Genomic DNA, 24,662 nt, shown 5'->3' with positions numbered 1-24,662 from the left:
CAGGGGGGCCGCAAGAAGGCGCAGAAGGCGCAAAAGCAGGGGAGCGGTGGGCGATAGGCGATAAGCTATAGGCGCTTAGCCCAAGGCGGTCTCGCAGGAGGCAAGCGAGGGCAGGTAGGGGCAAAAACGTTCTCGTTCTCGAACGGGTTTTGCGTCCGCCGGGCCCACCGGGCTTGGGAAAAACGGGATGGTCGGGTCCCTCAATCCCTCGAGAGAACGAGAACGAGAAAGAGAACGAGAACGATTAGGAGGAGGTTGCGGGGAGAGGGGGAGTGGGATTTGGGTTGGGGGCGTATGAGCTGGGAACCTACGGAAAAGGAGTTTGCCTCGGTGATGGCGGCGGATGGCCAGCACCGGTTCGAGTATTTCATCCATCGCGTGTGCGAGGCGCGCGGCGCTTGGGCGCTGGCGAACGACGGCTGGGCGAGCGTGCAGGACGAGTCGGGCACGACGCTGATCCCGCTCTGGCCGCATGAGGCTTATGCGGCGGCGTTCGCGGTCGGCGGCTGGGCCGGCTTCACGCCGAAGCGGATCAGCCTCGATGATCTGCTCGAGGAGTGGCTTCCCGGGATGCGACGGAAGGAGATGCAGCCGGCGATTTTTCCCGTTCCGAGCGGCAGTTCAGTTATTGTGAGCGTCGACGACCTGGAGGAAAACCTCCGCCGGGAGCTCGCGACGGTTTACGGAAGAGAAGGCTGAATGATGAAGGCGGAAGGCTGAAACCGGAGGCCGGGAGCCGGAGGACGGAGGACGGTCACGGAGGGCACGGAGCTCGGAGGAGCTCACGGAGTGAAGGAAGCCTGTAGCCGGAAGCCGGAGGCCAGCCGGAAGCTAGATGTCAGAGGTCAGATGTCAGCCCGCCACGGTGCGTGGTGCGTTCGGGACATCCGGTCGTTCGGCCGTTGGATAGGCCGGATAATGATGCCTCGCGGTGGGACGGGGCGGAGGGCCGCGATCACGCGGCGGCGGGGCGGGGCTCGAGGGTGAGGAGCTTGGCCACTTCCTGCAGGAGCACGTCGTTGGTGAAAGGTTTCACGATGTAGCCGCGGCTACCGAGGGAGACGGCCTGTTCGGCGGTCGTCTTCTGGCCCTCGGCCGTGAGCATGATCACGGGGATCTGGGCGAGTTCGGGGTCGGCGTGCAGCCGGGCGAGCAGTTCCATGCCGGTCATCACGGGCATGGTGACATCGAGGAGAATGAGGTTCGGCTTGGACTTCGCTTTTTCGAGTCCCTCGACGCCGTGGCTCGCTTCGATGACCTCGCAATCGAACCGCTTGAACGCGTTGCGGATGATGATGCGGACGGTCTTGGAGTCGTCGACGGTGAGGATCGTGTGCGCCATGAGTCAGTCCTGCTGGATAATGATATCGGTCGCGATGCCGTGGTCGTGACAGCGGAACTTGTAGATGTAGCGCTTGGCCGACTTGAGGGTGTGGTCGACGGCGAAATCCGTGCCGCGCACGATGGAGGGAAGCGTCAGTTTGCAGACGAAGCCGACCTCACCGATCGTATTCTTGAAGACGCCGACGATCATGTTGGCGAGCTCGCCCCAGGAATCGCTTAGTACGCCGGATTCAACGACTTCCGCGGGCGTCATACCCAGCATGTTGGCGCTGATCTCCGTGGCGATCGTGTCGTCGACGTGGATGTTGATGATGCCCTCGAGGTCGCCGATGAAGCCGACGGAGGCGACGAGATGCGGCCCCTCGATGTTCTCCGGGCGGGAGTGCAGGGGGGGATTGGGCGTGCGGCCAGCGGCCTCGGCCTTCTCACGTGCCATGGTATCAAGAACTTCCGTGACTCCCTTCACGATGGCGCTTTCGACGAGCGTGTCGGGGATGTCGGCGGTCATTGGCATGGCGGGATTCTGGTGTGTTCGGCTCGTTTGGCCGATCCCGTAGGGAAAATATTACGCAGAAGCTGCGAAGAAGCGGACGATGGTGCAGGACAACCGCTGGCTAATTTCGTGCGCCGAGCCGTTACCCGAATCGAGGTTTGGAGCTGCAAGCGGTTGGCTACGGCGGCGTCGGCGGGTGGACGTGCTTGAAGGGTCACGGACGGCATGGAGGAGGTCACGGACTGTGGGGGACACGGAGTTCACAGAGGACGGAGGAGGTCACGGAGGAAGTCAGGGGACTGGGAGCGGGGACGCGGGAGGCGGCAGGATGGCGAAGGACGGCGAACGACGGGAGCGCGTGAATGAGTCGGGGTGGACACGGAGGGCTCGGAGAGCGGAGGAGGGCACCGAAGGAGGTCGGAGGAGCGGAGCGGAACGAGGAGCGGTGGCGGCGGGCGCGGTTTGAGGGGTATCGGGTTTATCGATTCACGCCGCGATGCGGCGGTCGGGTACGTTGGCGGGCATGATCAAGACTCGTTACTCGTGGGGCGTGGCCGGCATCGCGGCGCTTTGCCTGAGGCTGGCGATACCGGCGGTGGGTGCCGCGGAGGCGCCGCTCCTGCCGCCCTTGCCGCCGAAATCGATCGTAGACCTGCACGGTCACATCGCGGGCATCGGGGCGGGCGGCAGCGGGTGCTTTGTGTCGGCCGCGATGCAGCGAAACGTGCGGTTCGGCGCCTTCCTGCGTGCGTTTGGCGTGACGCGGGAGGAACTGGAGCGGGAGGGCGACGTGCGGGTGGTGACGCGGCTGCGGGAGCGGCTCGCGGGGAGCCGGTGCGTGGGGCGGGTGGTGGTGCTGGCGTTGGACGGAGTGGTGGATGAGCGCGGCGAACTGGATCGCGGGAGGACGGAGATGTATGTGCCGAACGAATTTGTGGCGGCGCAGGCGGCGGCGCATCCGGAGCTGCTCTTTGGGGCGAGTGTGAACCCTTATCGGCGGGACGCGCTGGAGCGGCTGGAGTGGGCGAAGGCGCACGGGGCGGTGCTGGTGAAATGGCTGCCCTCGGTGCAGCACATCGATCCGGCGGACCCGCGGCTGATTCCGTTTTACCGGAAGCTGGTGGAGCTGCGTCTGCCGCTGCTGACGCACACCGGGCGGGAGCGGGCGTTCACGGCGGCGGACGATGCCCTTTGCGACCCCGCGCGCCTGCGACTCGCGTTGGAGCAGGGGGTGACGGTGATCGCCGCGCATGCGGCGACCCAGGGAAGTTACGAGGGTGAGCCGGCGCTGGACCGGCTGACGCGGCTGATGAGGGAGTATCCGCGGCTGTACGCGGACTGCTCGTCACTGACGCAGCTGAACAAGCGGACGCACTTGGCGCGGGTGTTGGCGCGGCCGGAATTTCGCGGGCGGTTGGTGTACGGGACGGACTATCCACTGCCGACGATGCGGGCGCTGGTCTCCCCTTGGTACTATCCCTGGCGGCTGTCGTGGCGGCAGAAGCGGGCGATCGCGGCGATCGAGAATCTCTGGGATCGCGACGTGGCGTTGAAGGCCGCGCTGGGGCTGCCGGCGGAAGTGTGGACACAGCAGTTTTCGCTCCGCGAAAACTGACGAGATAACACGCCAAATCTGGCGTGTTACCGGCGATAACTAGCCAGAATTGGCTAGTTATCTCGGACGGAGACCCCGTATCGGGACCTGAGAATTGCGTTCAGTCGTCCGCTCCGGCGCGATCGCCCGCCGTCGTCTCTGTCGGATGCCGGCGGCCGCGTGGTGACAGGCGCGTGCCTGGCGGGCGACGACCGACCGGCTGAGTGACCGAGAGCGGTTACGGAACGACGCCGTCCGGGCGAGGTGTGGTGGCCGTGAGGGCCCCGCTACTCCGACTTGAAGTGGATGGGGACGACGACGCGCGCGATCACGGGGCGGCCGGCGTGGGTGGCGGGTTCGAAGCGCCAGGAGGCGATGGCCTGGACGGCTTCGTAGCCGAGCGCAGGGTCGGTGGCGGAGATGGTGCGGGGGAGGCGGGCGCGACCGTCCTCGTCGATGAGGAACTCGACGACGGCTTCGCCGTCGACGGGTTTGCCGGCGAGGGAGAGTGGGATGCGGGGCGGCTGCCGGGAAATCGCGACGGGGGTCTCGTCGAGGTCCCGGCCACTCATGATCGTGTCGGCCCGCTTCCTTTCGCGGCGGAGCAGATCGAGGTCGTTCACGGAAACGACGCCCCAGTTCGGGTTTTGGGTGAACTCCTGCTCAAAGCGCAGGAGGGCGAGCGACGGGCGACCGTCCTTGAGCGCGGGTTCGTAGCTGAAGCGTTCGACGGCGGCGACGAGCGCGGCGCCGAATTCGGGCGCGCTGGCTTCGGCGACGTGGGTTTGGACGACGTGGCCCTGCTGGTCGATGAGCATGCTGACGACGGCGCGGCCGGATTTGCCGGCGACGAGCGCGGAGTAGGGGAAGACCGGACGGGCGGCGGAGCGGATCTTGGGAGAAACGTCGTACCGCAGCTCGGGGGGAAGCTTGGAGAAGTTGGGGCGGCGGCGTGTTTCCATGCCGTCTTCGCCGCCGCCGGCCTCGTCGAGCTGGAACACGATGGGCACCTGCATGTGCGTGTTGACGGGGACGTCGTTCACGCGGCCGGGCGCGAAACGCCATTTGCGGACGGCTTCGATGGCGGGGTCGTCGAAGGCCGGATTGAGCGAGCGAACGACGAACGGATTGCGCACGCGGCCCTCGATATCGACGACGAAGTCGACCAGCACTTCGCCGCGGAGTCCGCTGAGGCGCATGATGTGCGGGTAAACGGGAGGCACGCGATCGAGGGCACGCGGCAGCGTCGACTTGCCCTTGGGCATGGACTCGCGCTCGTGCAGGACGAAGGGCACGTGGAGATCGGCTTCGACCGGCTGGCCCCCGCGCCGGGCGGGAGCGAACCGCCACGCCTTGGCGGCGAGGAAGATGGGTTGGGCAAAATCGGTGGGGGTGTTCCGCACGGAGGTGATCCGGCCGTCGGTGCCGACCGTGATATCGGCGTAGACGATGAGCGGTTCGTCGGCGGCGGGGCGGGGCGGGAGCGTCTTGACCCGCGCCGGGGCGAGCTCGAGCAGGCGCGGCGAGGCGTCGGGCGCGGTGGGAGCGGCCGACGCGGGGTTCAGTACGAGGGCGAAGGTGATGCTGGTGTTGACGGGTTTGCCGTCGCGGCGGCCGGGCGTGAAGCGGAACGCAAGGTTGGTGGCGAGATATTCGCGCTGGAGGAGGGCGAAGGTGGCATCGGTGTCGAGCCGCACCGGGTTTCCCTTCTCGTCGACCGTCGCCTCGAACAGCACGTAGTTGATGTCTGGAGACGACTTGAGGTCCGCCGGGACGTTCAGGCGGGGTTGTTGCTTGAAGCCGGGAATGTCATCCGGTGCGTGGGCGGGATCGGTCCACTGGACCGGCGAGACGGTGATGTCCTGCGCGGCGAGCGGGCGGAGGCCGGCGAGAGCAAGGCCGGTGAGGCAAAGGAGAAGGGCGCGACCGGCCGTGTGGGCGAGCGTCATGGCGTTACTGTTTGCCGCCGTGAAGGTAACGCGTCAACGCCGCGTGTTGGCGTTAGGGAGCACGGCGCGCTGGAGGCCGCCGTCACACGTTGGAAGGTTGCAGGTGGGAAGGTTGGGAGCGGGCCGGCTAACCCTGGCCGCCGCGGAGGACGACGAGGTGGTCGACGCCGCTGGTTTCGAACTCGCGCCAGTAGGTGTCCTCGATTTCGGCGAGGCGGTGTTCCTCGTCGTCGTTGAGTTCGTCGCTGAGCTTGGTGGCGCCGAGTTCGTGGCGGAGGTCGCGTTCGGCGAGCCGGCCGGCGAGCTCGCTCCAGAAAGCGTCGTCGACGAACTGCTCGAGCTTCTCCTGCACGTTGCCGCCGGTGAGCTTCTCGTTGAGGAAGTACTGGCCGTTGACGTCGACCTCGACGAGGTCGGCGCAGCCGAACGGCTCCGCGAGGCCGAGGACCTTCTGGCTGATGTCGGCGTAGCGCTCCGGCATCGTGGCCGGGTCATCGGGCCGGGAGCCGGCGACCCAGAGTCCGAGGTGCACCAATTCCAGCAAGCGGGCGTACTCCTTGGCGTTGAACGAGACCTTCATGCGGAAAGAAGGAGGACGCTCAACGGCTGCAGCGCAACCGTCGGAAAAGGGAGTGAGGGAATGAGGGAGTGAGGGAGTGAGGGAGTGAAAGTGAGAGTGAGAGTGAAAGTGGGCGGTGAGGGGGGGCCAAGGTGTGGAGGCCATCTTACTCTTTCTCTTACTCGTCCTCTTTCTCTCGATCTGAGTGCGTCCCTCAATCCCTCAATCCCTCAATCCCAGGTCGGAGCGTTTCAGGACGGAGAGTTCCAGGTCGGAAAGTTGCAGGTTGGAAGGTTCGGACCGAGGGCCGAATGGGGCGGAGTCAGAACCATGGGCTGAGGGTGAAGGTGAGCGGGCAGTGAGGAGGAGGTTGGCTCCGGCTCGAATCCTCCCTTACCGCCGTTGCCTCCTGTGGGACGGATTGGGAATTGGAGATTCGAGTCACGGATTTCCAAGGCCTCCTCACAGGAGAAAAGGGAGGTAACAGAGGGCCGACCCAAGTTGTTGGCCGGTTGAACAAACCCTCCCTTACCTCGTTGTTTGCTGTGAGACGGATCGGTCTTGGGGGGAGTCACTGATTTCCAAGGCAATGTTCACAGGAGCTCGCAGAGGCTGCAGAGGCAAAACAGGAGACCAATCCAGCTCCGGATCGATCCTCTGCGCGCTCTGCGCCCTCCTGTAAGGCGGTTTGGCTGCTTGGAGATCTGAGCCTCAAACCCCGAGGCGGTCTCACAGGATCGGGGCACAGCTCAGGGCGGCGGTGGGGTGGGTGGAACGCGGTGGGCGGGCTTTACGACGGGGCGGTTGCGGATAGTGTCTGCGGCGTGAAAAAAGCTACCCCGCTTCTCCTCATGATGGTGGCGTTGGCGTTGGTGTTGGCCCCGATCGCGTGGGCTGCGACGAAAGGAGAGAAGCCGGCGGGCGGCGATCGCTCGCCGGGGGCGCCGGCGGCGCACGCGATTTCCACGCTGACGGGCATCGCGATCTCGCCGCTGCTGGGGACCGGGGCGTATGGCGCGTACCAGTGGGTGCGCGCGGGCGAGGGCGGCCGCGCGGCGCTGCCGTGGTATGCGAAGCCGCAGTTCTGGCTGCCGGCGCTGCTGATCGTCGGGCTGTGCGCGGCGAAGGACAGCCTGGGCACGGCGCTGCCGCCGATGCTGAAGAAGCCGCTCGATATCCTGGAGGTCGCGGAGAACAAGGCCAGCGGCCTGGTGGCGGCGGGCGCGGTGGTGCCCTTCGCGATGGATTCATTCACCAAGATGTTCCTCCACTCGGCGCAGGCGGCCCCCGGCGCGGTGGGGCCGACGGGGCTGGCGATGATCCCGGGCGTGGCGATGAGCTGGGCGCCGGTGCTGGACGTGCTGACGATTCCCTTCGGCGTGGCGGTGTTCCTCATCGTGTGGATGGCCTCGCACGCGATCAACGTGCTGATCCTGCTCAGCCCGTGGGGCGCGATCGACGCCGGGCTGAAGGCGGCGCGCACCGGGCTGCTCGGGCTGCTGACGCTGACCGCGACGATGAACCCGGTGCTGGGGGCGGTGCTCTCGGTGATCGTGGTGATCATCGCGTACCTGGTGGCGGGCTGGGCGTTCCGGCTGACGGTGTTCGGCACGATCATGTGCTGGGAGTTCTTCACGCGGCGGCGGGCGCGGTTCGCGCCGGCGGCGAGCGGCAACGCGCTGTTTGCGGGCGCGGCGTATCCAAAGATTCCGATACGCACCTACGGCCGGCTGGTGCGGCGGACGGACGGCGGGCTGGAGTTCGTGTACCGGCCCTGGCTGGTGCTGCCGCCGCGGACGGCGCCGCTGCCGGAGGGCCCGGCGGGGCTCGCGGTGGGCGAGGGCCTTTTCCTTTCGACCGTGGTGCGGGCGGAGGGCGGCACGCTGTTCCTGCTGCCGCCGCGGTATCGCGGGCATGAGGCGAAGCTGGCGCAGGTGTGCGGGTTTGGCGGCGGCGTGAAACCCGCGGGCCTGCGCAAGGCCTGGAGCTCCCTCAAGGAACTCGTGGGCGGCCGGACCGCGGTCGTGGCGGAGGCGAACGCGGGCAGCGCGAGCTGAGCCGCCGGCTCAAGAGGCCAGCGGCAGCGTGAAGGAGAAGGTGGCGCCGCGGCCCGGCGGGCTCTCGACCCAGATGCGGCCGCCATGGTCCTCGGCGATCTTCTTGCAGATCGTGAGGCCGAGGCCGGTGCCGTTCTTTTTGCCGTGGGTGGCGAAAGGCTGGAAGAGCGTGGTCGCGATCTCGGGGGCGATGCCGGCGCCGGTGTCCTCGACGTCAATCTGCAGCTCGGTGGCGCGGACGGTGAAGCGCAGGAGGATGCGGCCGCCCTCGGGCATCGCCTCGGCGGCGTTGTTGAGGAGGTTGTAGAACAGCCGGGAGAGCCGGGGCGGATCGATGCGGACGGTGGCGTCGGGCGGGGCGACGGTCATCTCGACGGCGACGTTGCGGGTGACGAGTTCGGCGCGGACCTCGTCGATGAGCGGGGAGAGAAAGCGGGCAAAGTTGGTCTCGCGCAGCGCGACGCGCGAGCCGCTGGGGCGGCTGAAATCGATCAGCTCCTGGAGCATGTTGGTCATGCGCTCGATCTGGCGGTGAATCTTTTCGCCGGCCTTGGCGCGCACGGCGGGTGGGGTGGACTCGGCGCCGGTGAGCTCGGCGGCGAGGCCGATGATCGTGAGCGGATTCTTGAAGTCGTGGACGATGGTGGCGGCGAAGCGGCCGATCAGGGCCAGGCGTTCGCTCTGAATGATCTCGTCGACGTACTTGTGGTTGAGGGCGCGGATGCGGCCGCTGAACTCGCGGATGAGGTTGAGGGCGAGGCGCGGCTGGCGGTCGAGGAGGTTGAGGAGCTCGGCGCGGGAGACAAAGGTGGCGCGCGTTGCGGTTTCGGCGCGGGCGGTGGCGGAGCGCGGGGCGTCGTCGAGGATCGCCATCTCGCCGAAGAAGTCGCCGGCGGAGATCGTGGCCAGGACGCGCGGCTCGCTGCCGGCGAACGGGGCGACGATCTGCACTTGGCCCGAATCGACGACGTACACGCCATCGCCGGGGTCGCCGGCGGTGAAGATCACCTGGCCAGCGGCAAACTCGCGCGGTTCGCCGGCACGGTGGAGGGCTTCGAGTTCCGCTCGGATCGCGCAGGCAAAGGTGTTTCCGTTGGCCGCCATAGGCGCGCGGGAGTGTAGCGGAGCGGACTCGCCAGTAAAGGCGCGAGACGGACGCGGGACTGAAGCGGAGGAGGCAGGCATGAAGGCGCGGGGCGAAGGGACGACGACGGATCGGAGGCGGTCGAGGGGCGACGACCGGCGCCGGGGTGGGCGGACGAGTGGGGGGCGCCGGCGTGAGGCTGGCGGGCCCGGGCAGGAGGAAGGCGGGATTCAGCGCCGCACCGGGTGCGGTTTGCCGGCGGAGTCGATGGCCACGTAGGTGATCTTGCCCTCGGTGACGCGGAGCTGGGCAGCGTCGGACCAGCGCTGGGCCCAGACCTCGACGTCGATCTTCATGGACGTATTGCCGATGTGGAGCAGCCGCGCGTAGCAGGTGACGATGTCGCCCACGTTGACCGGGCTGATGAACGACATGCTGTCGATCGCGACGGTGGTCACACGAGAGTGCGCGATGCCGCGGGCGAGGACGGCGCCGCCGAGGTCCATCTGCGAAACGATCCAGCCGCCGAAGATGTCGCCGTTGGCATTGGCGTCGGCGGGCATGGCGATGGTGCGGATGACCACTTCGCCGTGCGGAGTCGGCGGGGAGGCGGGTTGTTCGGTGGGCTGAGCGGTGGGTGGGACAGTCACGCCGCCAGCAAATGCACAGAACCGTCCGGCGCAACGTCGGGCCGTTTTCGATGCCGCAGTTTTCGCTGCCGCGAAAACTGAAGAGGGGCGGTGGGCGGCCTTACTCTTACTCTTACTCGTTCTCTTTCTCTCGAAGGCCACCGCGGCGTCGCCGCGGTGGCGCGACGTGCCGGAAGGGGGGAGAAAGAGGAAGAGAAAGAGTAGGAGAAAGAGGTGCGGCGGCCGGGCACTTTCACTCTCACTTTCACCCTCACTCCCGCCGCCGAGTAGGTGGCGGGCCTCAGGGCACGAGGGTCAGGGTGCGGTCGAGGCGGGGGCGGAGCCAGTGGTGGTAGTCGGCGGAGAGGACGACGGCGTGGACGCGGCCGATGATGCGTTCGCGCGGCATGACGCCGAAGAAGCGGGAGTCGCGGCTGTTGTCCCGGTTGTCGCCCAGCACGATGTATTGACCGGGGGCGAGCGTGAGCGGGCCGAAGTTGCGGAGGGCGGGAGCGTCTGGCTGGACCATCATGGGGTGGGAGCGGCCCGCGAGTTCCTCGCGGACGAAGACGGCGGTGGCGCGCTCGGCAGGCTCGAGGACGTTGCCGGTCGAGGGCGGAAGCGGGGCGTAGGCTTGGCGGACGCCGTTGACGAACACGGCATCGCCGCGGAGCTCGAAGCGGTCGCCCGGCAGGCCGACGACGCGTTTGACGAGCCGGGTGCCCTCGGTGGGCTCGAAACAGACGACGACGTCACCGCGGGCAGGGTCGGCCCAGTGGTTGAGCCGGGTGAACGTGAACGGCACCCGCAGATCATAGGCGAGTTTGTTGACGAAGACGACGTCCCCCTCGACGAGGGTCGGGTGCATGGAGCCGGACGGGATGTAGTTGATGTCGGCGAGGGCGGACTTGGCGGCGGTGATGAGAAGGAGGGGCAGGGCGAGCGGACGGATCCACTCGCGCCAAACGTAGGTGGCAACACGGCGGGCGTTCATGGGGTGGGAGCCAAGGGCCGGAACGCGCCGCCGGGCGAGCGACTTGGCACGAACGGTAGATTGGCCGGGATGGGTGGGCTTGGGTCTTTCTCTTACTCTTCCTCTTACTCTTACTCTCTCGAACGTGCCGTCGGCCCACCGCCGCGGCGTCGCATCGGTGGTGCGACTGACGGAGGAAGAGAGAGAGTAAGAGGAAGAGTAAGAGAAAGAGTGAGGAAGAGGTGCCCACCCCCCCATTTGAACGAGGCGGCCGGCGCCGTCCGGCCGCCTCGTTTTCGGGTTTGTTTTTATGACAGGCGCTCCAAATAGTGCGGCGCATGCTTTCCACATCACCGCACGCCGCCCTGCGCCGCCTGTTCGACGAGGTTGGGCCGGTGGACCAGGTCGGGATTGAAGAGCGGGTGGCGAAGTACACCACGCGATCGATCAAGGGCCGCGCGAAGCTCTGGGGCCTGCGCACTGCGGTCTCGATGGTCGACCTGACCACGCTCGAGGGCAAAGACACGCCCGGCAAGGTGGCCTCGCTGTGTCGCAAGGCGCTGCAGCCGCACGACGACGCCTCGATCCCGCGGGTGGCAGCGGTCTGCGTTTACCCCGCGATGGTGCGGCACGCGAAGAAACACGTGGCCGGCACGGGGGTGAAAGTGGCTTCGGTGGCCACGGCTTTTCCGAGCGGGCAGGCGCCGCTCAAGACCCGGCTCGCCGAAGTGCGGGCGGCGGTGGAGGACGGCGCGGACGAGGTCGACATGGTGATCAACCGCGGCGCGTTCCTGGCCGGCGACTACCGCCAGGTGCAGGATGAAATCGTGGCGGTGCAGGAAGCCTGCGGCGCGTCAGCGCTGAAGGTGATCCTCGAGGTGAGCGAACTCGAGACGTACGACGCCATCCGGGCGGCCTCGTTCATCGCGATGCGCGTGCTGCGCGAAGGCGACTTCATCAAGACGAGCACGGGCAAGACCTCGGTGAATGCGACGCTCGGCAACAACCAGGTAATGCTGGAGGCGATTCGCGACTTCTACCTGGCGACCGGCCGGGCGATCGGCATGAAGCCGGCGGGCGGCATCCGCAACGCGAAGCAGGCGCTCCAATTCCTGATCGCGGTGAAGGAGACGCTCGGCGACGCGTGGCTGACGAATGCCCGCTATCGCTTTGGGGCGAGTTCGCTCCTCAACGACCTGCTCCGGCAGCTCGAAAAACAGCGCACGGGGGCCTACCAGGCGCCCTATTCGTTCAGCGAAGCTGCCGAGAGCTACTGATTTTTCCAACCTGTCCGGTGCCGGACCGACCCGCGTGACGCGAGCCTGGCCGGCGGATTCGGCCGGACCGCAACGTGACCCTTCCTCCCCATTCCATGGCCTCTGTGACTGACAAGAAAGCGACCCGTCCCGCCGCCCGTCGCGGCCGTCCCGCGCCCGAGCTGATTTTTGGCGACCTGTGGGAGTTCGATCCCGCGCCGGAGACGGCGGATCCGAAGCTGAAGGCGCGCTACGAGCTGTTCATCGACGGCGAGTTCGTGGCGCCGAAGGGCGGCAAGTACTTCGAGTCGATCAACCCGGCGAACGAGAAGAAGCTGACCGAGCTGGCGCTGGGCGGCGCGGCGGACGTGGACGCGGCCTTTGCGGCGGCGCAGCGGGCGTTCGATACCGTCTGGGGCAAGATGCCGGGCCGGGAGCGCGCGAAGTACATCTACCGCATCGCCCGGCTGCTGCAGGACCGGGCGCGCGAGTTCGCGGTGGCGGAGACACTGGACAACGGGAAGCCGATCCGCGAGACGCGCGACTTCGACGTGCCGATGGCGGCGGCGCACTTTTTCTACCACGCCGGCTGGGCCGACAAACTCGAGTACCTGGCGCCGGGACGGCGCGTGCAGCCGCTGGGCGTCGTCGGGCAGGTGATTCCGTGGAACTTCCCGCTGCTGATGTTGGCGTGGAAGATCGCGCCGGCGCTCGCGGCCGGCAATTGCGTCGTGATCAAGCCGGCGACGAACACGCCGATCACGGCGGTGAAGCTGGCGGAAATTTTCCGCGATGCCGGCCTGCCGAAAGGCGTGGTCAACGTGATCACGGGTCCGGGCGCGACGGGCGGGCTGATCATGGCGCATCCGAAGGCGGCGAAGATCGCGTTCACCGGTTCGACCGAGGTCGGCAAGGTGATCATGAAGTCGATCGCCGGGACGGATAAGCGGATGACGATGGAGCTCGGCGGCAAGGCGGCGAACATCGTGTTCGACGACGCCCCGCTCGACCAGGCGGTCGAAGGCATCGTCAACGGCATCTTCTTCAACCAGGGCCAGGTCTGCTGTGCCGGCTCACGGCTGCTCGTGCAGGAGTCGGTCGCGGAGGCGGTGATCGCGAAGCTGAAGACGCGGCTGCGCGTGCTGCGCGTGGGCGATCCGATGGACAAGAACACGGACGTCGGCGCGATCGTCTCGAAGGCCCAGCTCGACACGATCCAGGGATACCTGGACATCGGCGTGAAGGAAGGCGCGGAGCTCTGGCAGCCGCCGTTCCGGCGTCCGGCGAAGGGCTTCTACCTGCCGCCGACGCTGTTCACGGAGGTGACGATGAGCCATCGCGTGGCGCGCGAGGAGATCTTCGGGCCGGTGCTGGCGATCCTGACCTTCCGCACCGTCGAGGAGGCGGTCGAGAAGGCGAATAACACCGAGTACGGCCTGAGCGCCGGCGTGTGGACCGACAAGGGTTCGCGAATTCTCAAGCTGTCGACCGAGCTCAAGGCGGGGGTGGTCTGGGCGAACACGTTCAACAAGTTCGACCCCACGTCTCCGTTTGGTGGTTACAAGGAGAGCGGCTTCGGTCGCGAAGGCGGCCGCCAGGGCCTGCTGGATTACCTCCAGGTGGTCTGAGCTGAAGACCAAACAGGCTGGTTAACCACGAATGGACACGAAGGCACACGAAGAGAAAGGCGGGCTGAATCCAGACGGTCTGGCTCAGGGTATTCGTGTCCCTTCGTGTGCATTCGTGGTTAATCCTCTCCGTTAATTTGAATCCCTTTCATGGCTAAAGCCTTCCTTACCTCCCCCATCCAGACGGATAAGATGCCGCCGGGCATTCCGTACATCGTCGGCAATGAAGCCGCGGAGCGGTTCAACTACTACGGAATGCGGGCGATCTTGGTCGTCTTCATGACCCAGTATCTGATGGACCGCAGCGGCGCGTTGGCGCCAATGACGGATAATCAGGCAGCCTTCTGGTTTCACATTTTCAACTTTGCGAACTACGCGCTGCCGGTCGTGGGGGCGATTGTGGCCGATGCGTTTTGGGGCAAGTATCGGACGATTTTCTGGATCTCACTGGTTTACTGCCTTGGCAGCATCGTGCTGGCGGTTGACCACACGCGGTTTGGCTTGGCCGCGGGCTTGGCGCTGATCGCGATCGGTTCAGGCGGAATCAAGCCCTGTGTCTCGGCTAACGTCGGCGACCAGTTTGGTCCGCAGAATCAGCACCTGATGTCCCGTGCCTTCGGCTGGTTCTATTTTTCGATCAATGCCGGCTCGTTTGTTTCGATCGGCCTTGTGCCGTGGCTGCTCGAAAGACACGGCCCGATGCTAGCCTTCGGCGTTCCGGCCATCCTGATGATTGCGGCCACGGCGGTGTTCTGGGCGGGGCGGTATAAGTTCACGCACGTGCCGCCCACGGGCCGCGAGTATTTCCGCCGCACGTTCAACAAGCAGGGGCTCAGCCTCCTGTTGCGGCTTTCGACGATCTTCGTGTTTGTGGCGATCTTCTGGTCGCTGTGGGACCAGACGGGTGGTGAGTGGGTGCTGCAGGCCGAAAAGATGGACCGAAAGTTCGACCTCTTCGGCTGGAAGTTCGAAGTGCTCTCGTCGCAGGTCCAAGCGGTGAACGCCATTCTGGTGCTCATCTTCATCCCTCTCTTTCAGTACTGGGTTTATCCGGCCATCGATCGCGTGTTCAAACTGACGCCCCTGCGGAAGATCGGCCTGGGGCTCCTGGTGGCGGGATCTGCCTTTCTGGTGAGCGCATGGATTGAGTCGCAGCTCACGGCAAAACTCGTGCCGCACGTCATTTGGCAACTGCCCGCCTACGCGCTGATTACGGCCGCAGAGGTTATGGTGTCGATCACGTGTCTGGAGTTCGCGTACACCCAGGCGCCGCGCCATATGAAGGCAATGGTACAGGCGTTGTATCTGCTCTCGATCGCATCGGGTAACCTCATCACCGCGCTGGTCCATCTGTTCACCGAGAATCCGGATGGAACCTCGAAACTTCACGGGGCCAGTTTCTACCTCTTCTTCTCTGCGCTCAGCATTGGTTGTGTCGCCGTCTATGTCTTCGTGGCAAAGGCCTACAAGCCGGCTCCGGCTGAAGGTGGCGACTCAACTCCTCCCGCGCCGCCGCTCACCGACGCGCCACAGGGCACGTGAGCCTGACTGTGCCGTTTGTTCCAACCGCAAGCATCCTTCCGACCATGACCCGACTGCCCATCACCAAGACTCCGAAACCGTACGTTGGCGGCGCGTTCATTCGCTCCGAGAGCGGCCGGACGTTCCCGATCCAGGACGCGGCCGGGAACTTCTTCGCGCACATGCCGCAGTGCACGCGCAAGGACCTGCGCAACGCGGTCGAGGCGGCGGCGAAGGCGGGGCCCGGCTGGGCGCGCCGCACCGCGTACAACCGCGGCCAGATCCTGTACCGCCTCGGCGAGATGCTCGAGGCGCGGCGCCAGGAGATGATCGACACGCTGGGGCGCTTTGGCGCCGGCGCGGCGGAGGCGGAGCGCGAGGTCGATGTCGCGATCGACCGGCTCGTCTACTACGCGGGCTGGACGGACAAGTATGAGCAGGTGCTGGGCAACGTGAACCCGGTGGCGGCACCGTACTTCAACTTCACCGTCACCGAACCGATGGGCGTCGTCGGCGTGATCGCGCCCGACCAGCCGCCGCTGCTCGGGCTGATCACGCTCGTGGCCCCGGTGATCGCGAGCGGCAACACCGTGGTGGCGGCGGTCTCGGAGAAGGTGCCGTACCCCGCGATCCTGCTCGGCGAGATGCTCGCGACGAGCGACCTGCCGGGCGGGGTGGTCAACCTCCTGACCGGTTTCCGGGCGGAGCTGGTGCCGACCTTTGCGACGCACGAGCACCTGCGGGCGCTGAGCGTGGTGAGCGCGTCGCCGGAGGAGCGGAAGACGATCCGGCTGGGCGCGGCCGACAGCGTGAAGCGCGTGCATTTCACGGACGCCGCGACCGACTGGTTCGCGGACGAGGCGCAGAGCGTGTACGCGATTCGCGCCTTCCTGGAGTTCAAGACCACCTGGCACCCGGTGGGGGCGTGAGGGGTTTGCTGGCGGGGTGGGGTGGCTCCTGCGGCCCGCCGCCCGCCGAACGTCGGGTTCGCCCCCGGCCTGAACGCGCCGGACGTGACGGACAGCGCCGGAGTTGGGGTTGAGACCCCAACGCGGGCACGAGCACAGCGTGGGGGCGTGACGGTCGATGACCGGCATGAAGAATCCTCCCGCCCGGATTATCCGCCGCGTGCGTGCCTGGCCGCGTCGGGTCTTGGTTGGGATCGCGGTCGCGTTGGCCGTGCTGGTGGCGGCGCGGGTGGCGCTGCCGTCGGTGATTCGCCACCAGATCAATGCGCGGCTGGCGGCAATCCCGGGCTATCGCGGGCAGGTGGAGGAGATCGACCTGAGCCTCTGGCGCGGAGCCTACGCCTTGCGCGGCGTCAGCGTTTTCAAGCGGAACGGCGAGCAGGAGACGCCGTTCTTCCTCGCCCGGACCATCGACTTCTCGGTGGCGTGGCGGGAGCTGCTCCACGGGAAGGTGGTGAGCGACATTGTGATCGAGCGGGGCGAACTGACGTTCGTGCAGGGGCCGTCGCCGGAAAGCAGCCAGAAGGAGGTGGACCGTCGATGGCAGGAGGTGGTGCAGGACATCTTCCCGTTCGACATCCAGCATCTGGAAATCGATCACGGCTCGATCCGCTACAGTGACACGACGAAGACGCCCCATGTGGACCTGTTCGTGACCGATATGCGCGCGACGGCGACCGGGCTGAGAAATCGGCGCGAGGACACGAAACAGGAGTATCCCGCGAGCATTGATCTGGAGGGAAACAGCATTGGCGGCGGGCGGTTGACGCTGTTTGCGCAGGTGGAGCCGCTGGCGGCGAAACCGCATTTTCACCTGAGCCTCAAGCTGAGCCGGGTGGCGTTGCCGGCGCTGAACGAGTCGCTGAAAGCGGTGGCGAACGTGGAGGTCGGGCGGGGCGAGTTTGAGCTCGTGCTCGAAATGGGGGCGCGTGACGGGGCGTTCGAAGGGTACGTAAAGCCGTTCTTCAACCACCTCGATTTCACGAGCGTGGAGGACAAGCGGAAGAACCTGGGCGAACGCCTCTGGGAGAAGCTGGTCGCGGGCCTTGCCTGGCTGGTGAAAAACAAGCCGCGCGACCAGGTTGCGACGCGGGTCCCGTTTCGCGGCGAGTTTGGCGATTCGCAGGTGGGCCTGTGGGCGACGGTGCGCAATCTGTTCCGGCACGGCTTCGTCCAGGCCTTCAACCCGGTCGTCGAGGGCTCGGTGGACCCGGACAAGGTGAAGAAAAGGGAGTGAGGGAACCTTCGGAGTGAAAGTGAAGGTGAGAGTGAAAGTGGGTGCGGAGGGATTGGCCGATGGAGTGAGATTTGAAGTGGGGAGGGGAAGCGGGCAGACGGGAGGTCGGGGGCACTTTGCACTCCCGTTCAGCTGGGGGCGCCGCTTGTCCTGAGGGGGCCCCGCTCATCATGGAAGGAGCGCGACGGACGGAGCGGTCTGCTAACTCAGGAGCGCTGCCCCCGCTGCGGGGTTCCCTTTTCGATTTCGACCGGTAATTTCGCGCTCATGTCGTCCCGTTCTTCCGCTTCCGTTCGCTCTCCGGCCCGCCCAGGCCGCGATCGGACGAAGGAGCGTCTGTATGTGATCTGCCAAAGTGGCAGCTGGCTGCTGATGCTCGGCCTCCAGCTGTTCTTCTCGCTGGCGCTGATGCCGCGAAAGAAGGTGACGACGGAGCAGATCCTCGGGGATGTGGCGTTGGTGACGATGGTCATCGCGCTGGGCTGGCTGATTTCGCACGGCGGACGGATGCTGGTGGCGCGCTGGGGTTGGAAGCAGCTGAGCTGGCGGGCATTGGCGCCGCGAATCCTCGCCATGTCGGCGGCGCAGTCGGTGGTGTGGGCGGCAATTGGATACGGGTATCCGTACCTGGTGCTCGGGCTGGAGCAGCCGGCGCAGCCGTCGATCCCGATGCTGGCGATGATCAGCTGGATCAACGGGACGATCATCTTCACCGGCTGGTGGTTCGTGTACTTCTTCTACCACCTGTCGGACCGGTTCAAAGGCATGCAGATCGAGCAACTGCGGCTGGCCTCGGCGGTGAAGGAGGCGGAGTTGCGCGCGCTGAAATCGCAGGTGAACCCGCATTTCATGTTCAATGCGCTCAATTCGGTGCGCGCGCTGATCGACGAGGACCCGGCGCGGGCGCGGCTGGCGGTGACGCAGCTGGCGAACCTGCTGCGCTACTCGCTGCAGTCGGCGCAGGCGGAGACGGTGCCTTTCGAGGACGAGCTGCGCGTCGTGAACGATTATCTCGCGCTGGAGCAGGTGCGGCACGAGGAGCGGCTGCGGCTCAAGCTGGACATCGCGCCCGAGACCCTGGGCCTGGCGGTGCCGCCGCTGGTGCTGCAGACGCTGGTGGAGAATGCGGTGAAGTACGGTATTTCGCCGCGGCCGGAAGGCGGCGTGATCGAGATCACGGCCTGGTGCGAGCACGGCGAACTGCGGCTGCGGGTGACCAATCCGGGAGACCTGGCGACGGAGCCGACCGTTGTCCCGAGCCAGCGGTCGACGGGACTGGGACTGAAGAACACGGCGGAGCGGCTGCGGCTGCGGTTTGGCGAAGCGGGTCGGTTGCGGGTGTGGGCGGAGCGGGCAAAGACCTTGGTGGTGGCGGAAGTGACCGTGCCGGCGCAGTCGGCCCGGGCCTAACGGAGACTTGGCATGAAGACGCTGTTGATTGACGACGAACGCCTGGCGCGCGCCGAGTTGCGGCGGTTGCTGGCGGCGCATCCCGACATTGAAATCGTCGGCGAGGCGGCGAATGCAAAGCAGGCCCGGGAGATGATCGCGAGCCTCGCGCCGAGCCTCCTGTTCCTCGACGTGCAGATGCCGGCCGAGACCGGTATCCAGCTGCTGGAGTCGCTGGAGCCGCCGGCGCCGGACGTGATCTTCACGACGGCCTACGACGAGTTTGCCGTGAAGGCGTTCGACTTGAACGCGCTGGACTACCTGCTGAAGCCGGTCGACCCGGCGCGGCTGGCGGCGGCGGTCGGCAAGCTGCGGGAGCGGCTGGCGAAGACGGCGGCGGCACGGCCGAGCGCGGCGACGGCCCGGGAGCGCCTGGCGGCGGAGGACAAGGTCTTCGTGCGGGAAGGCGACCGCTGCTGGTTCGTGGAGGTGAAGTCGATCCGGCTGCTCGAGAGCGAGGGCAACTACACGCGCGTGCACTTCGACACCGCCCAGCCCCAGCTCTTCCGGTCGCTCAACGCCATGGAGGAACGGCTCGATCCCAAGTTTTTCTTCCGCGCGAACCGCCGCCAGATCATCAACCTGGCCTGGATCGACAAGATCGAACCCTGGTTCAGCGGCGGGCTGCTCGTGCACCTCAAGGGAGGGGCGAAGGTGGAGCTCAGCCGCCGGCAGGCGCAGGAGTTTCGCGAGAAAATGAGTTTATGATCGAAGCCCACAACCTCACCAAAACCTTCCGCGACAAGAAGCGCGGCGAGGTCCGCGCCGCGGACCACGTGTCGTTCCGCGTCGTGCCCGGCCAGATTTACGGCCTGCTCGGCGCGAACGGCGCCGGAAAGACCACCACGCTCCGCATGCTTGCGACGCTGCTCCGCCCCACGGCAGGCACGGCGCAGGTGGCGGGGCACGACGTGGTGGCGGCCCCGGACCTGGTGCGGGCCAACGTGGGGTTTCTGGCCGCGAGTACGGCCCTGTACGGGCGGCTGACCGCGCGCGAGTTCATCACCTATTTCGGCCGGCTGAACGGCCTGGAGGATCGCGAGATCGCGGCGCGGACGAAGCGGCTGGCCGACGAGCTGGACATGCACGAGTTCCTTGACCGCCGCTGTGACAAGCTTTCGACCGGCATGAAGCAGAAGACCTCGATCGCCCGGACGCTCATCCACGACCCGGCGGTGATGATCTTCGACGAGCCGACGCTGGGGCTCGATGTGATGGCCGCGCGGGCGATCGTGCACTTCGTTCGCCAGTGCCGGGCCCGCGGTAAGACCGTGGTGTACTCGACCCACGTCATGAGCGAGGTGGAGAAACTCTGCGATGTCGTGGGCATCATCCACGACGGCCGCCTGCTGGCGGAAGGCACGCTGGCCGACCTGCGTACGCGCTACGGCGAGCAGGATATGGAAGAGATCTTCGTGAAAGTCGTCACCGCCCCCCTCGCCGCCTGACCATGAACGCAAAGAACATTTTCACGGTTTTCGGCAAAGAGCTGCGCGACATGCTGCGCGACCGCCGCACCCTCATGTCCATGATCGTCGTCCCGATGCTGCTGATGCCCGGATTGACGCTCGCGGCGGCGCTGGTGGCGGGCAAGGTGATCAAGCAGGCACGGGCCGCGACGCCGACGGTGATGATCGTGGGCGGCGAGGATTCACCTGGGCTGCGGGCGGCGCTGGCCGAGAACAAGAAGATCAAGATCGTCGCCACGACGGCGGACTGGAAGCAGCGGATCGCCGACAAGCAGGTGCGCGCGGCGGTGGAGATCCCGGCGGGCTTTGATGCCGCGCTGGCGGCCGGCACGCCCACGACGCTGAAGATCTTCAACTATGACGGCGAGATGCGCTCGAGCTTCGCGGTCGGCGAACTGCGCCGGTATCTCCAGGATTATCGCGAACGCGTGGTTGTGACCCGCCTGGGTGAGCGCGGACTGCCGCCCGAGCTGGTGAAGCCCTTTGAGCTGAAGACGGAGAACGTCGCCCCGCCGGAGAAGGTCGGTGGCAACGCCATCGGGGGCATGATCCCGTACTTCTTCCTGCTGCTCGCCTTCACCGGCGCCATGTATCCGGCGATGGATCTCACGGCCGGCGAAAAGGAGCGCGGCACGATGGAGACGATTCTCTGCAGCCCCGTCGCCCGGATCGATCTGGTGCTGGGCAAGTTCCTCATGGTCCTGGCGGCGTCGCTTGCGACGGTGGTCTGCTCGGTCATCTCAACTTTCGTGACGCTGCTGATCGCCGGTTCATTGATGAGCGGCGCGGGAGCGGCCACGGCAGCCAAGGCCGGGGCGGCGTCCGGCATGACGATGCCAGCGATCGACCCGGTCGGGCTCATGGCGGCGGTGGCCATGGTGCTGCCGATGGCGGTGTTGTTTGCGGCGGGGCAGTTTGCGCTGTCGCTCTTCGCCAAGAGCTTCAAGGAAGCGCAGAGCTACGTGTCGCCGCTGATCGTGGTGATCATCCTGCCCGCGGTGATTGGCATGCTGCCGGGCGTGGAGCTGAATACCCGGCTGGCGCTGGTACCGATCCTCAATGTCTCGCTGGTGAGCAAGGAGCTGGTGTCGGGCGTCTGGCATTGGGACATGATCGCGCTGATCTTCGGCTCCAGTTGCGTGTACGCCGCGGCGGCGCTCGCGCTGGCGGTGCGGATGTTCAACCGCGAAGACGTCATCTTCCGGGCGTAAAATTCCCTCTAAGGGGGACGGCCGCCGGTAAACGCGGAGTAAAATCCCCGTGAACCCGTAGCAGCGGCCAGGGAAGGTCGGTATGATCGGCGCGCACGAAGCACCGAACCTTTCCCGCGCCATGAACCAGCCAATCTCCTTTCCTTCGCCCGCACCGGATCTCCGTTTGCCGCGACCCTCGACGGAAAAGTGGGCCGCCACGCTGGCCGAGGAACGGCGCCGCCTGCAGGAAGACCAGGATGCCCTCCGCGACCGCGAGAAGAACCTGCGCGACTACGAGGAACGACTGCGGGTGTGGCAGTCGCAGCTCGACGCCACCAGCCACGGCGTGATCCCCGCCGCGCGCGGTCTGCGGGCGAGCCTTCCCGGGCTTTCCTACACGCCCAGCGCCGCGGTGCCGGGCGACGAGGCCGCCCTGCAGGCCGGGTGGGAGAAGCTGCACCGGGCGCGGGAGATTCTCGAGGCGGAGCAGAGTCACCTGCGCGACGACCGCATCGTGCTGCGGGAAGCCGATGCAGCGGTGCGGCAACGCGAGGAAGCGGTGTCGCGGCGCGAGGCCCTGGTGGCGGAGCGCGAGCGCCTCGTCCTGGCGGCGCAGGCGCCAGCCCCGGTCGTGGTTGAGGCTCCGGTGATGGAGGAAGAGGACGCGTCGGCGGTGAAGCGCCTGACGCGTGCGCCCTTCGAATTTGCGCGGTCCGTCCTGGGCCGAAAAGCCAGCTGAACGCGCCCCCGCCGCCGGTCGGAGAATGACCGGTGGTCGTGTCATCCGTAAAATTCCGCTTGCGCTCCCGCGCGGGGCGCCCCATTTCCCAGCAACTTGATGAATTCCTTCGTCCACGCCCGCGTTGCCTCCTCCGTCTCCACGACGGTGGCCAAACGCGCTCGCTGGCATCGGTCGGCTTGGCGACGAAGCACCGCGCGAAACTAACGCGCAACAGCCCATAAAACGCTGAAAATCTTCGCCAAGCCCGACTCAAAACGAGTCGGGCTTTTTGTTTTCACCCTTCCTCTTTCCACCTCACGCCATGCCACTCCTCGCAGCTCCTCCTCCCCGCCAGCTCCAACCGTTCCGGCCCAGACGGGCGCCGGCGGCTTCTGTCGCGCCGGCGCCTGTCGTCGCGTCCGTGCCCTTTCACGGCCGGTCGCTGATGGAATATGTCCGCTTCTTCGACCTCGAGATCGAGGCGCTGCGCGGACGCGACGTGCTCGACGTGGCCGCCGGCCCGTCCTCGTTCACGGCGGAGGCCTGCGCACGCCGCATCGATGCGGTGGCGGTGGACCCGATGTACCGCCGCCCGCTGGCCGATCTGACGGCCACGGTGGAAAGCGATTACGCGCGCGTGGAGGCGGATACGCAGGCGCGCCGGCGGCAGATCCGGGTGCGGGATTGCGAGGCGGTGCATCCCGACCTGCCGGACGCGATGGTCTTTGGCTCGCTGACCGAGGCCCTGGCCGACCGGCGGCTGTCGGCCCAGCGCTTCCTCGCCGATTTCGAAACGCATTGCCCGCATGGCCGGTACGTCGGCGCGGCGCTGCCGTTCCTGCCATTCTTCGACCGGACCTTCGATCTCGTGCTCTGCGCGCACCTGCTGTTCGTCGAAGCGGCGCGCTTTGATTTCGAGTGGCACGTCGCCGCCTGCCGTGAGCTCGTGCGCGTCAGCGATGGCGAGGTGCGGATTCACCCCCTGTGCGGGCCGGAGGGTCGGCCGTATCCGAAGCTGCCGGCGCTGCGTCGGGAGCTGCGGGCGGCCGGCATCGCGTCCGAGGTTGTGGCGGTGAACTACGAGTTCTTCGCCGGAGCCGACACGATGCTCAAGCTGCGCCGGGCGCCCACGGCGGCGTAGCCGGCGGCGCCGCGCCAGTCCGGGGTTGCGCGCGGCCGGGGCCGCGGGTTGAGTCCGGCCATGAGCGTAACGACCGTGTTTCCCCAGCATGTGATCGCGAAGAAGCGCGACGGCGGCGTGCTGTCGCGCGATGAAATTGCCGGCTTTGTGCGCGGCGCGACGGACGGCTCCTGGGCCGACTACCAGCTCTCCGCGATGCTGATGGCGATCGTGTGGCGCGGAATGACGCCGCAGGAGACGGCGCACTACACGGAGGCGATGATGCACTCCGGCGTGGTGGCGGATCTCTCGAGCGTGAAGCAGCCGAAGGCGGACAAGCACTCGACGGGCGGCGTGGGCGACAAGGTTTCCTTGCACCTGGCCCCGATGGTGGCCGCGTGCGGCGTCGCGGTGCCGATGATCAGCGGCCGGGGTCTGGGCCACACCGGCGGCACGCTGGACAAGCTGGAGGCCATCCCGGGCTTTCGCGTGAACCTCCCGCTCGCGGAGTACCGCGCCGAACTGGAACGGATCGGACTCTCGCTGATCGGCCAGACCGCGGACCTGGCGCCGGCGGACAAGAAACTCTACGCGTTGCGCGATGTGACGGGCACGGTGGAGAGCATCCCGCTGATCTGCGGCAGCATTCTCTCGAAGAAACTGGCCGAGGGCATCGACGTGCTGGTGCTGGACGTGAAGTTCGGGCGCGGCGCGTTCATGAAGGACAAGGCCAAGGCGCGCGAACTGGCGCAGGCGCTGGTGTCGGTGGCGACGCAGATGGGCAAGCCGACGCGCGCGGTGATGACGGCGATGGAACAGCCGCTCGGCCGCGCGGTGGGCAATGCGCTGGAGGTCGTGGAATCAATCGAGTGCCTCAAGGGCCGCGGACCGGAGGACACGATGGCGGTGACGTATGCGCTGGGAGAGCAGATGCTGGTGCTCACCGGCGCGGCGAAGACGACGGCCGAGGCGCGCGAGCGGCTCGAGCAGAGCATCTCGCGCGGCACCGCGCTGCAGAAGATGCGTGAACTCGTCGCGATGCAGGGCGGGGATGCGGTCGTGGTGGACGAACCCTCGCGGCTGCCGCGCGCGCGGCTGCGGGTGCCGCTGGCCGCGCCGCGGGCGGGATTCGTCGCCGATGTGGACGCGATGGCCGTCGCGCTGGCGGCACTGCGCTTGGGCGCGGGCCGGGCAAAAGCCGAGGACAGCGTCGATCACGCGGTCGGCGTCAGCGATCTCGTCAAGATCGGCGAGCCGGTCGCCGCCGGCGCCCCCTTGTGCGTCGTGCATGCAAACGACGAGAAGGCGCTGGCCGAGGCCAATGCGATGCTGACGAAGGCGATCGCGATCGGATCGAACGCGGTGGCGGCGCCGCGGCTGGTGGACGAGATCATCGGCGCCTGAGGCGGCGGTGGCTC

The 24,662-nt window shown here is 66.8% G+C and carries 22 protein-coding genes; 15 read left to right on the top strand and 7 right to left on the bottom strand.

What is annotated here, in order from left to right; translation table 11 throughout:
• Positions 1-294: 294 nt before the first annotated feature.
• Entirely contained in the window at positions 295-699 is a 405-nt protein-coding gene (locus DB354_RS01050) for a DUF2750 domain-containing protein (protein ID WP_107833577.1), read from the top strand.
• 256 nt (positions 700-955) lie between these two features.
• Here DB354_RS01050 and DB354_RS01045 read toward each other — a convergent pair whose 3' ends face one another.
• Together DB354_RS01045 and DB354_RS01040 are read right to left on the bottom strand one after the other, a co-directional pair.
• The gene (locus tag DB354_RS01045; protein ID WP_107833576.1) at positions 956-1,342 is read right to left on the bottom strand and encodes a response regulator; all 387 of its coding nucleotides are present in this window, start codon (positions 1,340-1,342) and stop codon (positions 956-958) included.
• 3 nt (positions 1,343-1,345) lie between these two features.
• Positions 1,346-1,852 carry a chemotaxis protein CheX gene (locus DB354_RS01040; protein ID WP_158277304.1) on the bottom strand — a complete coding sequence of 169 codons (507 nt, stop codon included), beginning with the start codon at positions 1,850-1,852 and terminating at the stop codon, positions 1,346-1,348.
• Positions 1,853-2,360: 508 nt separating this feature from the next.
• Here DB354_RS01040 and DB354_RS01035 point away from each other — a divergent pair.
• The gene (locus tag DB354_RS01035; RefSeq protein ID WP_107833574.1) at positions 2,361-3,452 is read left to right on the top strand and encodes an amidohydrolase family protein; all 1,092 of its coding nucleotides are present in this window, start codon (positions 2,361-2,363) and stop codon (positions 3,450-3,452) included.
• 266 nt (positions 3,453-3,718) lie between these two features.
• On the opposite strand, the gene DB354_RS01030 is transcribed toward DB354_RS01035, so the two are convergent.
• Positions 3,719-5,380: a TonB family protein gene (locus DB354_RS01030; protein WP_107833573.1), complete on the bottom strand. Its 1,662-nt coding sequence runs from the start codon at positions 5,378-5,380 to the stop codon at positions 3,719-3,721.
• Positions 5,381-5,507: 127 nt separating this feature from the next.
• On the bottom strand, positions 5,508-5,960 hold the full coding sequence (locus DB354_RS01025; RefSeq protein WP_107833572.1) for a hypothetical protein: 453 nt from the start codon (positions 5,958-5,960) through the stop codon (positions 5,508-5,510).
• 803 nt (positions 5,961-6,763) lie between these two features.
• Between DB354_RS01025 and DB354_RS01020 the strand changes: the two genes are divergently transcribed.
• A complete protein-coding gene (locus DB354_RS01020; RefSeq protein WP_107833571.1) occupies positions 6,764-7,996 on the top strand; it encodes a hypothetical protein in 1,233 nt (410 codons plus the stop codon).
• A 9-nt stretch (positions 7,997-8,005) separates the two neighbouring features.
• Here the strand turns inward: DB354_RS01020 and DB354_RS01015 are convergent, their stop codons facing one another.
• The 3 genes from DB354_RS01015 to lepB form a co-directional block, all read right to left on the bottom strand.
• On the bottom strand, positions 8,006-9,100 hold the full coding sequence (locus DB354_RS01015; protein WP_158277303.1) for an ATP-binding protein: 1,095 nt from the start codon (positions 9,098-9,100) through the stop codon (positions 8,006-8,008).
• A gap of 210 nt (positions 9,101-9,310) precedes the next feature.
• Positions 9,311-9,643 (bottom strand): acyl-CoA thioesterase, encoded by a 333-nt coding sequence (locus DB354_RS01010; RefSeq protein WP_107833603.1) that lies wholly within the window; start codon positions 9,641-9,643, stop codon positions 9,311-9,313.
• Positions 9,644-10,010: 367 nt separating this feature from the next.
• On the bottom strand, positions 10,011-10,703 hold the full coding sequence (gene lepB, locus DB354_RS01005) for a signal peptidase I (protein WP_107833569.1): 693 nt from the start codon (positions 10,701-10,703) through the stop codon (positions 10,011-10,013).
• A gap of 317 nt (positions 10,704-11,020) precedes the next feature.
• Between lepB and deoC the strand changes: the two genes are divergently transcribed.
• From deoC to DB354_RS00945, 12 genes are all read left to right on the top strand, one after another.
• The gene (gene deoC / locus DB354_RS01000) at positions 11,021-11,959 is read left to right on the top strand and encodes a deoxyribose-phosphate aldolase (RefSeq protein ID WP_107833568.1); all 939 of its coding nucleotides are present in this window, start codon (positions 11,021-11,023) and stop codon (positions 11,957-11,959) included.
• Between the two features lie 176 nt (positions 11,960-12,135).
• On the top strand, positions 12,136-13,566 hold the full coding sequence (locus DB354_RS00995) for an aldehyde dehydrogenase family protein (RefSeq protein ID WP_107833602.1): 1,431 nt from the start codon (positions 12,136-12,138) through the stop codon (positions 13,564-13,566).
• A gap of 150 nt (positions 13,567-13,716) precedes the next feature.
• On the top strand, positions 13,717-15,108 hold the full coding sequence (locus tag DB354_RS00990) for a POT family MFS transporter (protein ID WP_107833567.1): 1,392 nt from the start codon (positions 13,717-13,719) through the stop codon (positions 15,106-15,108).
• A 44-nt stretch (positions 15,109-15,152) separates the two neighbouring features.
• Positions 15,153-16,016 carry an aldehyde dehydrogenase family protein gene (locus DB354_RS00985; RefSeq protein ID WP_107833566.1) on the top strand — a complete coding sequence of 288 codons (864 nt, stop codon included), beginning with the start codon at positions 15,153-15,155 and terminating at the stop codon, positions 16,014-16,016.
• Positions 16,017-16,182: 166 nt separating this feature from the next.
• The gene (locus DB354_RS00980; RefSeq protein WP_158277302.1) at positions 16,183-17,292 is read left to right on the top strand and encodes a DUF748 domain-containing protein; all 1,110 of its coding nucleotides are present in this window, start codon (positions 16,183-16,185) and stop codon (positions 17,290-17,292) included.
• Between the two features lie 267 nt (positions 17,293-17,559).
• Complete coding sequence (locus DB354_RS00975; RefSeq protein WP_107833564.1) at positions 17,560-18,702, top strand: histidine kinase; 1,143 nt, start codon at positions 17,560-17,562, stop codon at positions 18,700-18,702.
• A gap of 12 nt (positions 18,703-18,714) precedes the next feature.
• Complete coding sequence (locus DB354_RS00970) at positions 18,715-19,449, top strand: LytTR family DNA-binding domain-containing protein (RefSeq protein WP_107833563.1); 735 nt, start codon at positions 18,715-18,717, stop codon at positions 19,447-19,449.
• A complete protein-coding gene (locus tag DB354_RS00965; protein WP_107833562.1) occupies positions 19,446-20,189 on the top strand; it encodes an ATP-binding cassette domain-containing protein in 744 nt (247 codons plus the stop codon). Before DB354_RS00970 ends, DB354_RS00965 begins: the two co-directional genes overlap by 4 nt.
• Positions 20,190-20,191: 2 nt before the next feature.
• Positions 20,192-21,421, top strand: a complete 1,230-nt coding sequence (locus DB354_RS00960; protein WP_107833561.1) for an ABC transporter permease — start codon at positions 20,192-20,194, stop codon at positions 21,419-21,421.
• A 121-nt stretch (positions 21,422-21,542) separates the two neighbouring features.
• Positions 21,543-22,142 (top strand): hypothetical protein, encoded by a 600-nt coding sequence (locus tag DB354_RS00955; RefSeq protein WP_146180051.1) that lies wholly within the window; start codon positions 21,543-21,545, stop codon positions 22,140-22,142.
• A gap of 304 nt (positions 22,143-22,446) precedes the next feature.
• Positions 22,447-23,265 (top strand): methyltransferase, encoded by an 819-nt coding sequence (locus DB354_RS00950; RefSeq protein ID WP_146180050.1) that lies wholly within the window; start codon positions 22,447-22,449, stop codon positions 23,263-23,265.
• A gap of 60 nt (positions 23,266-23,325) precedes the next feature.
• On the top strand, positions 23,326-24,648 hold the full coding sequence (locus tag DB354_RS00945; protein ID WP_107833558.1) for a thymidine phosphorylase: 1,323 nt from the start codon (positions 23,326-23,328) through the stop codon (positions 24,646-24,648).
• The last annotated feature ends 14 nt before the right edge of the window (positions 24,649-24,662 follow it).

Origin of the sequence: Opitutus sp. ER46 (assembly GCF_003054705.1) — a bacterium.
Taxonomy (GTDB): domain Bacteria; phylum Verrucomicrobiota; class Verrucomicrobiia; order Opitutales; family Opitutaceae; genus ER46.
Note: the sequence above shows the minus strand (reverse complement) of the source record. Positions and strands in the feature narration are given on the sequence as shown.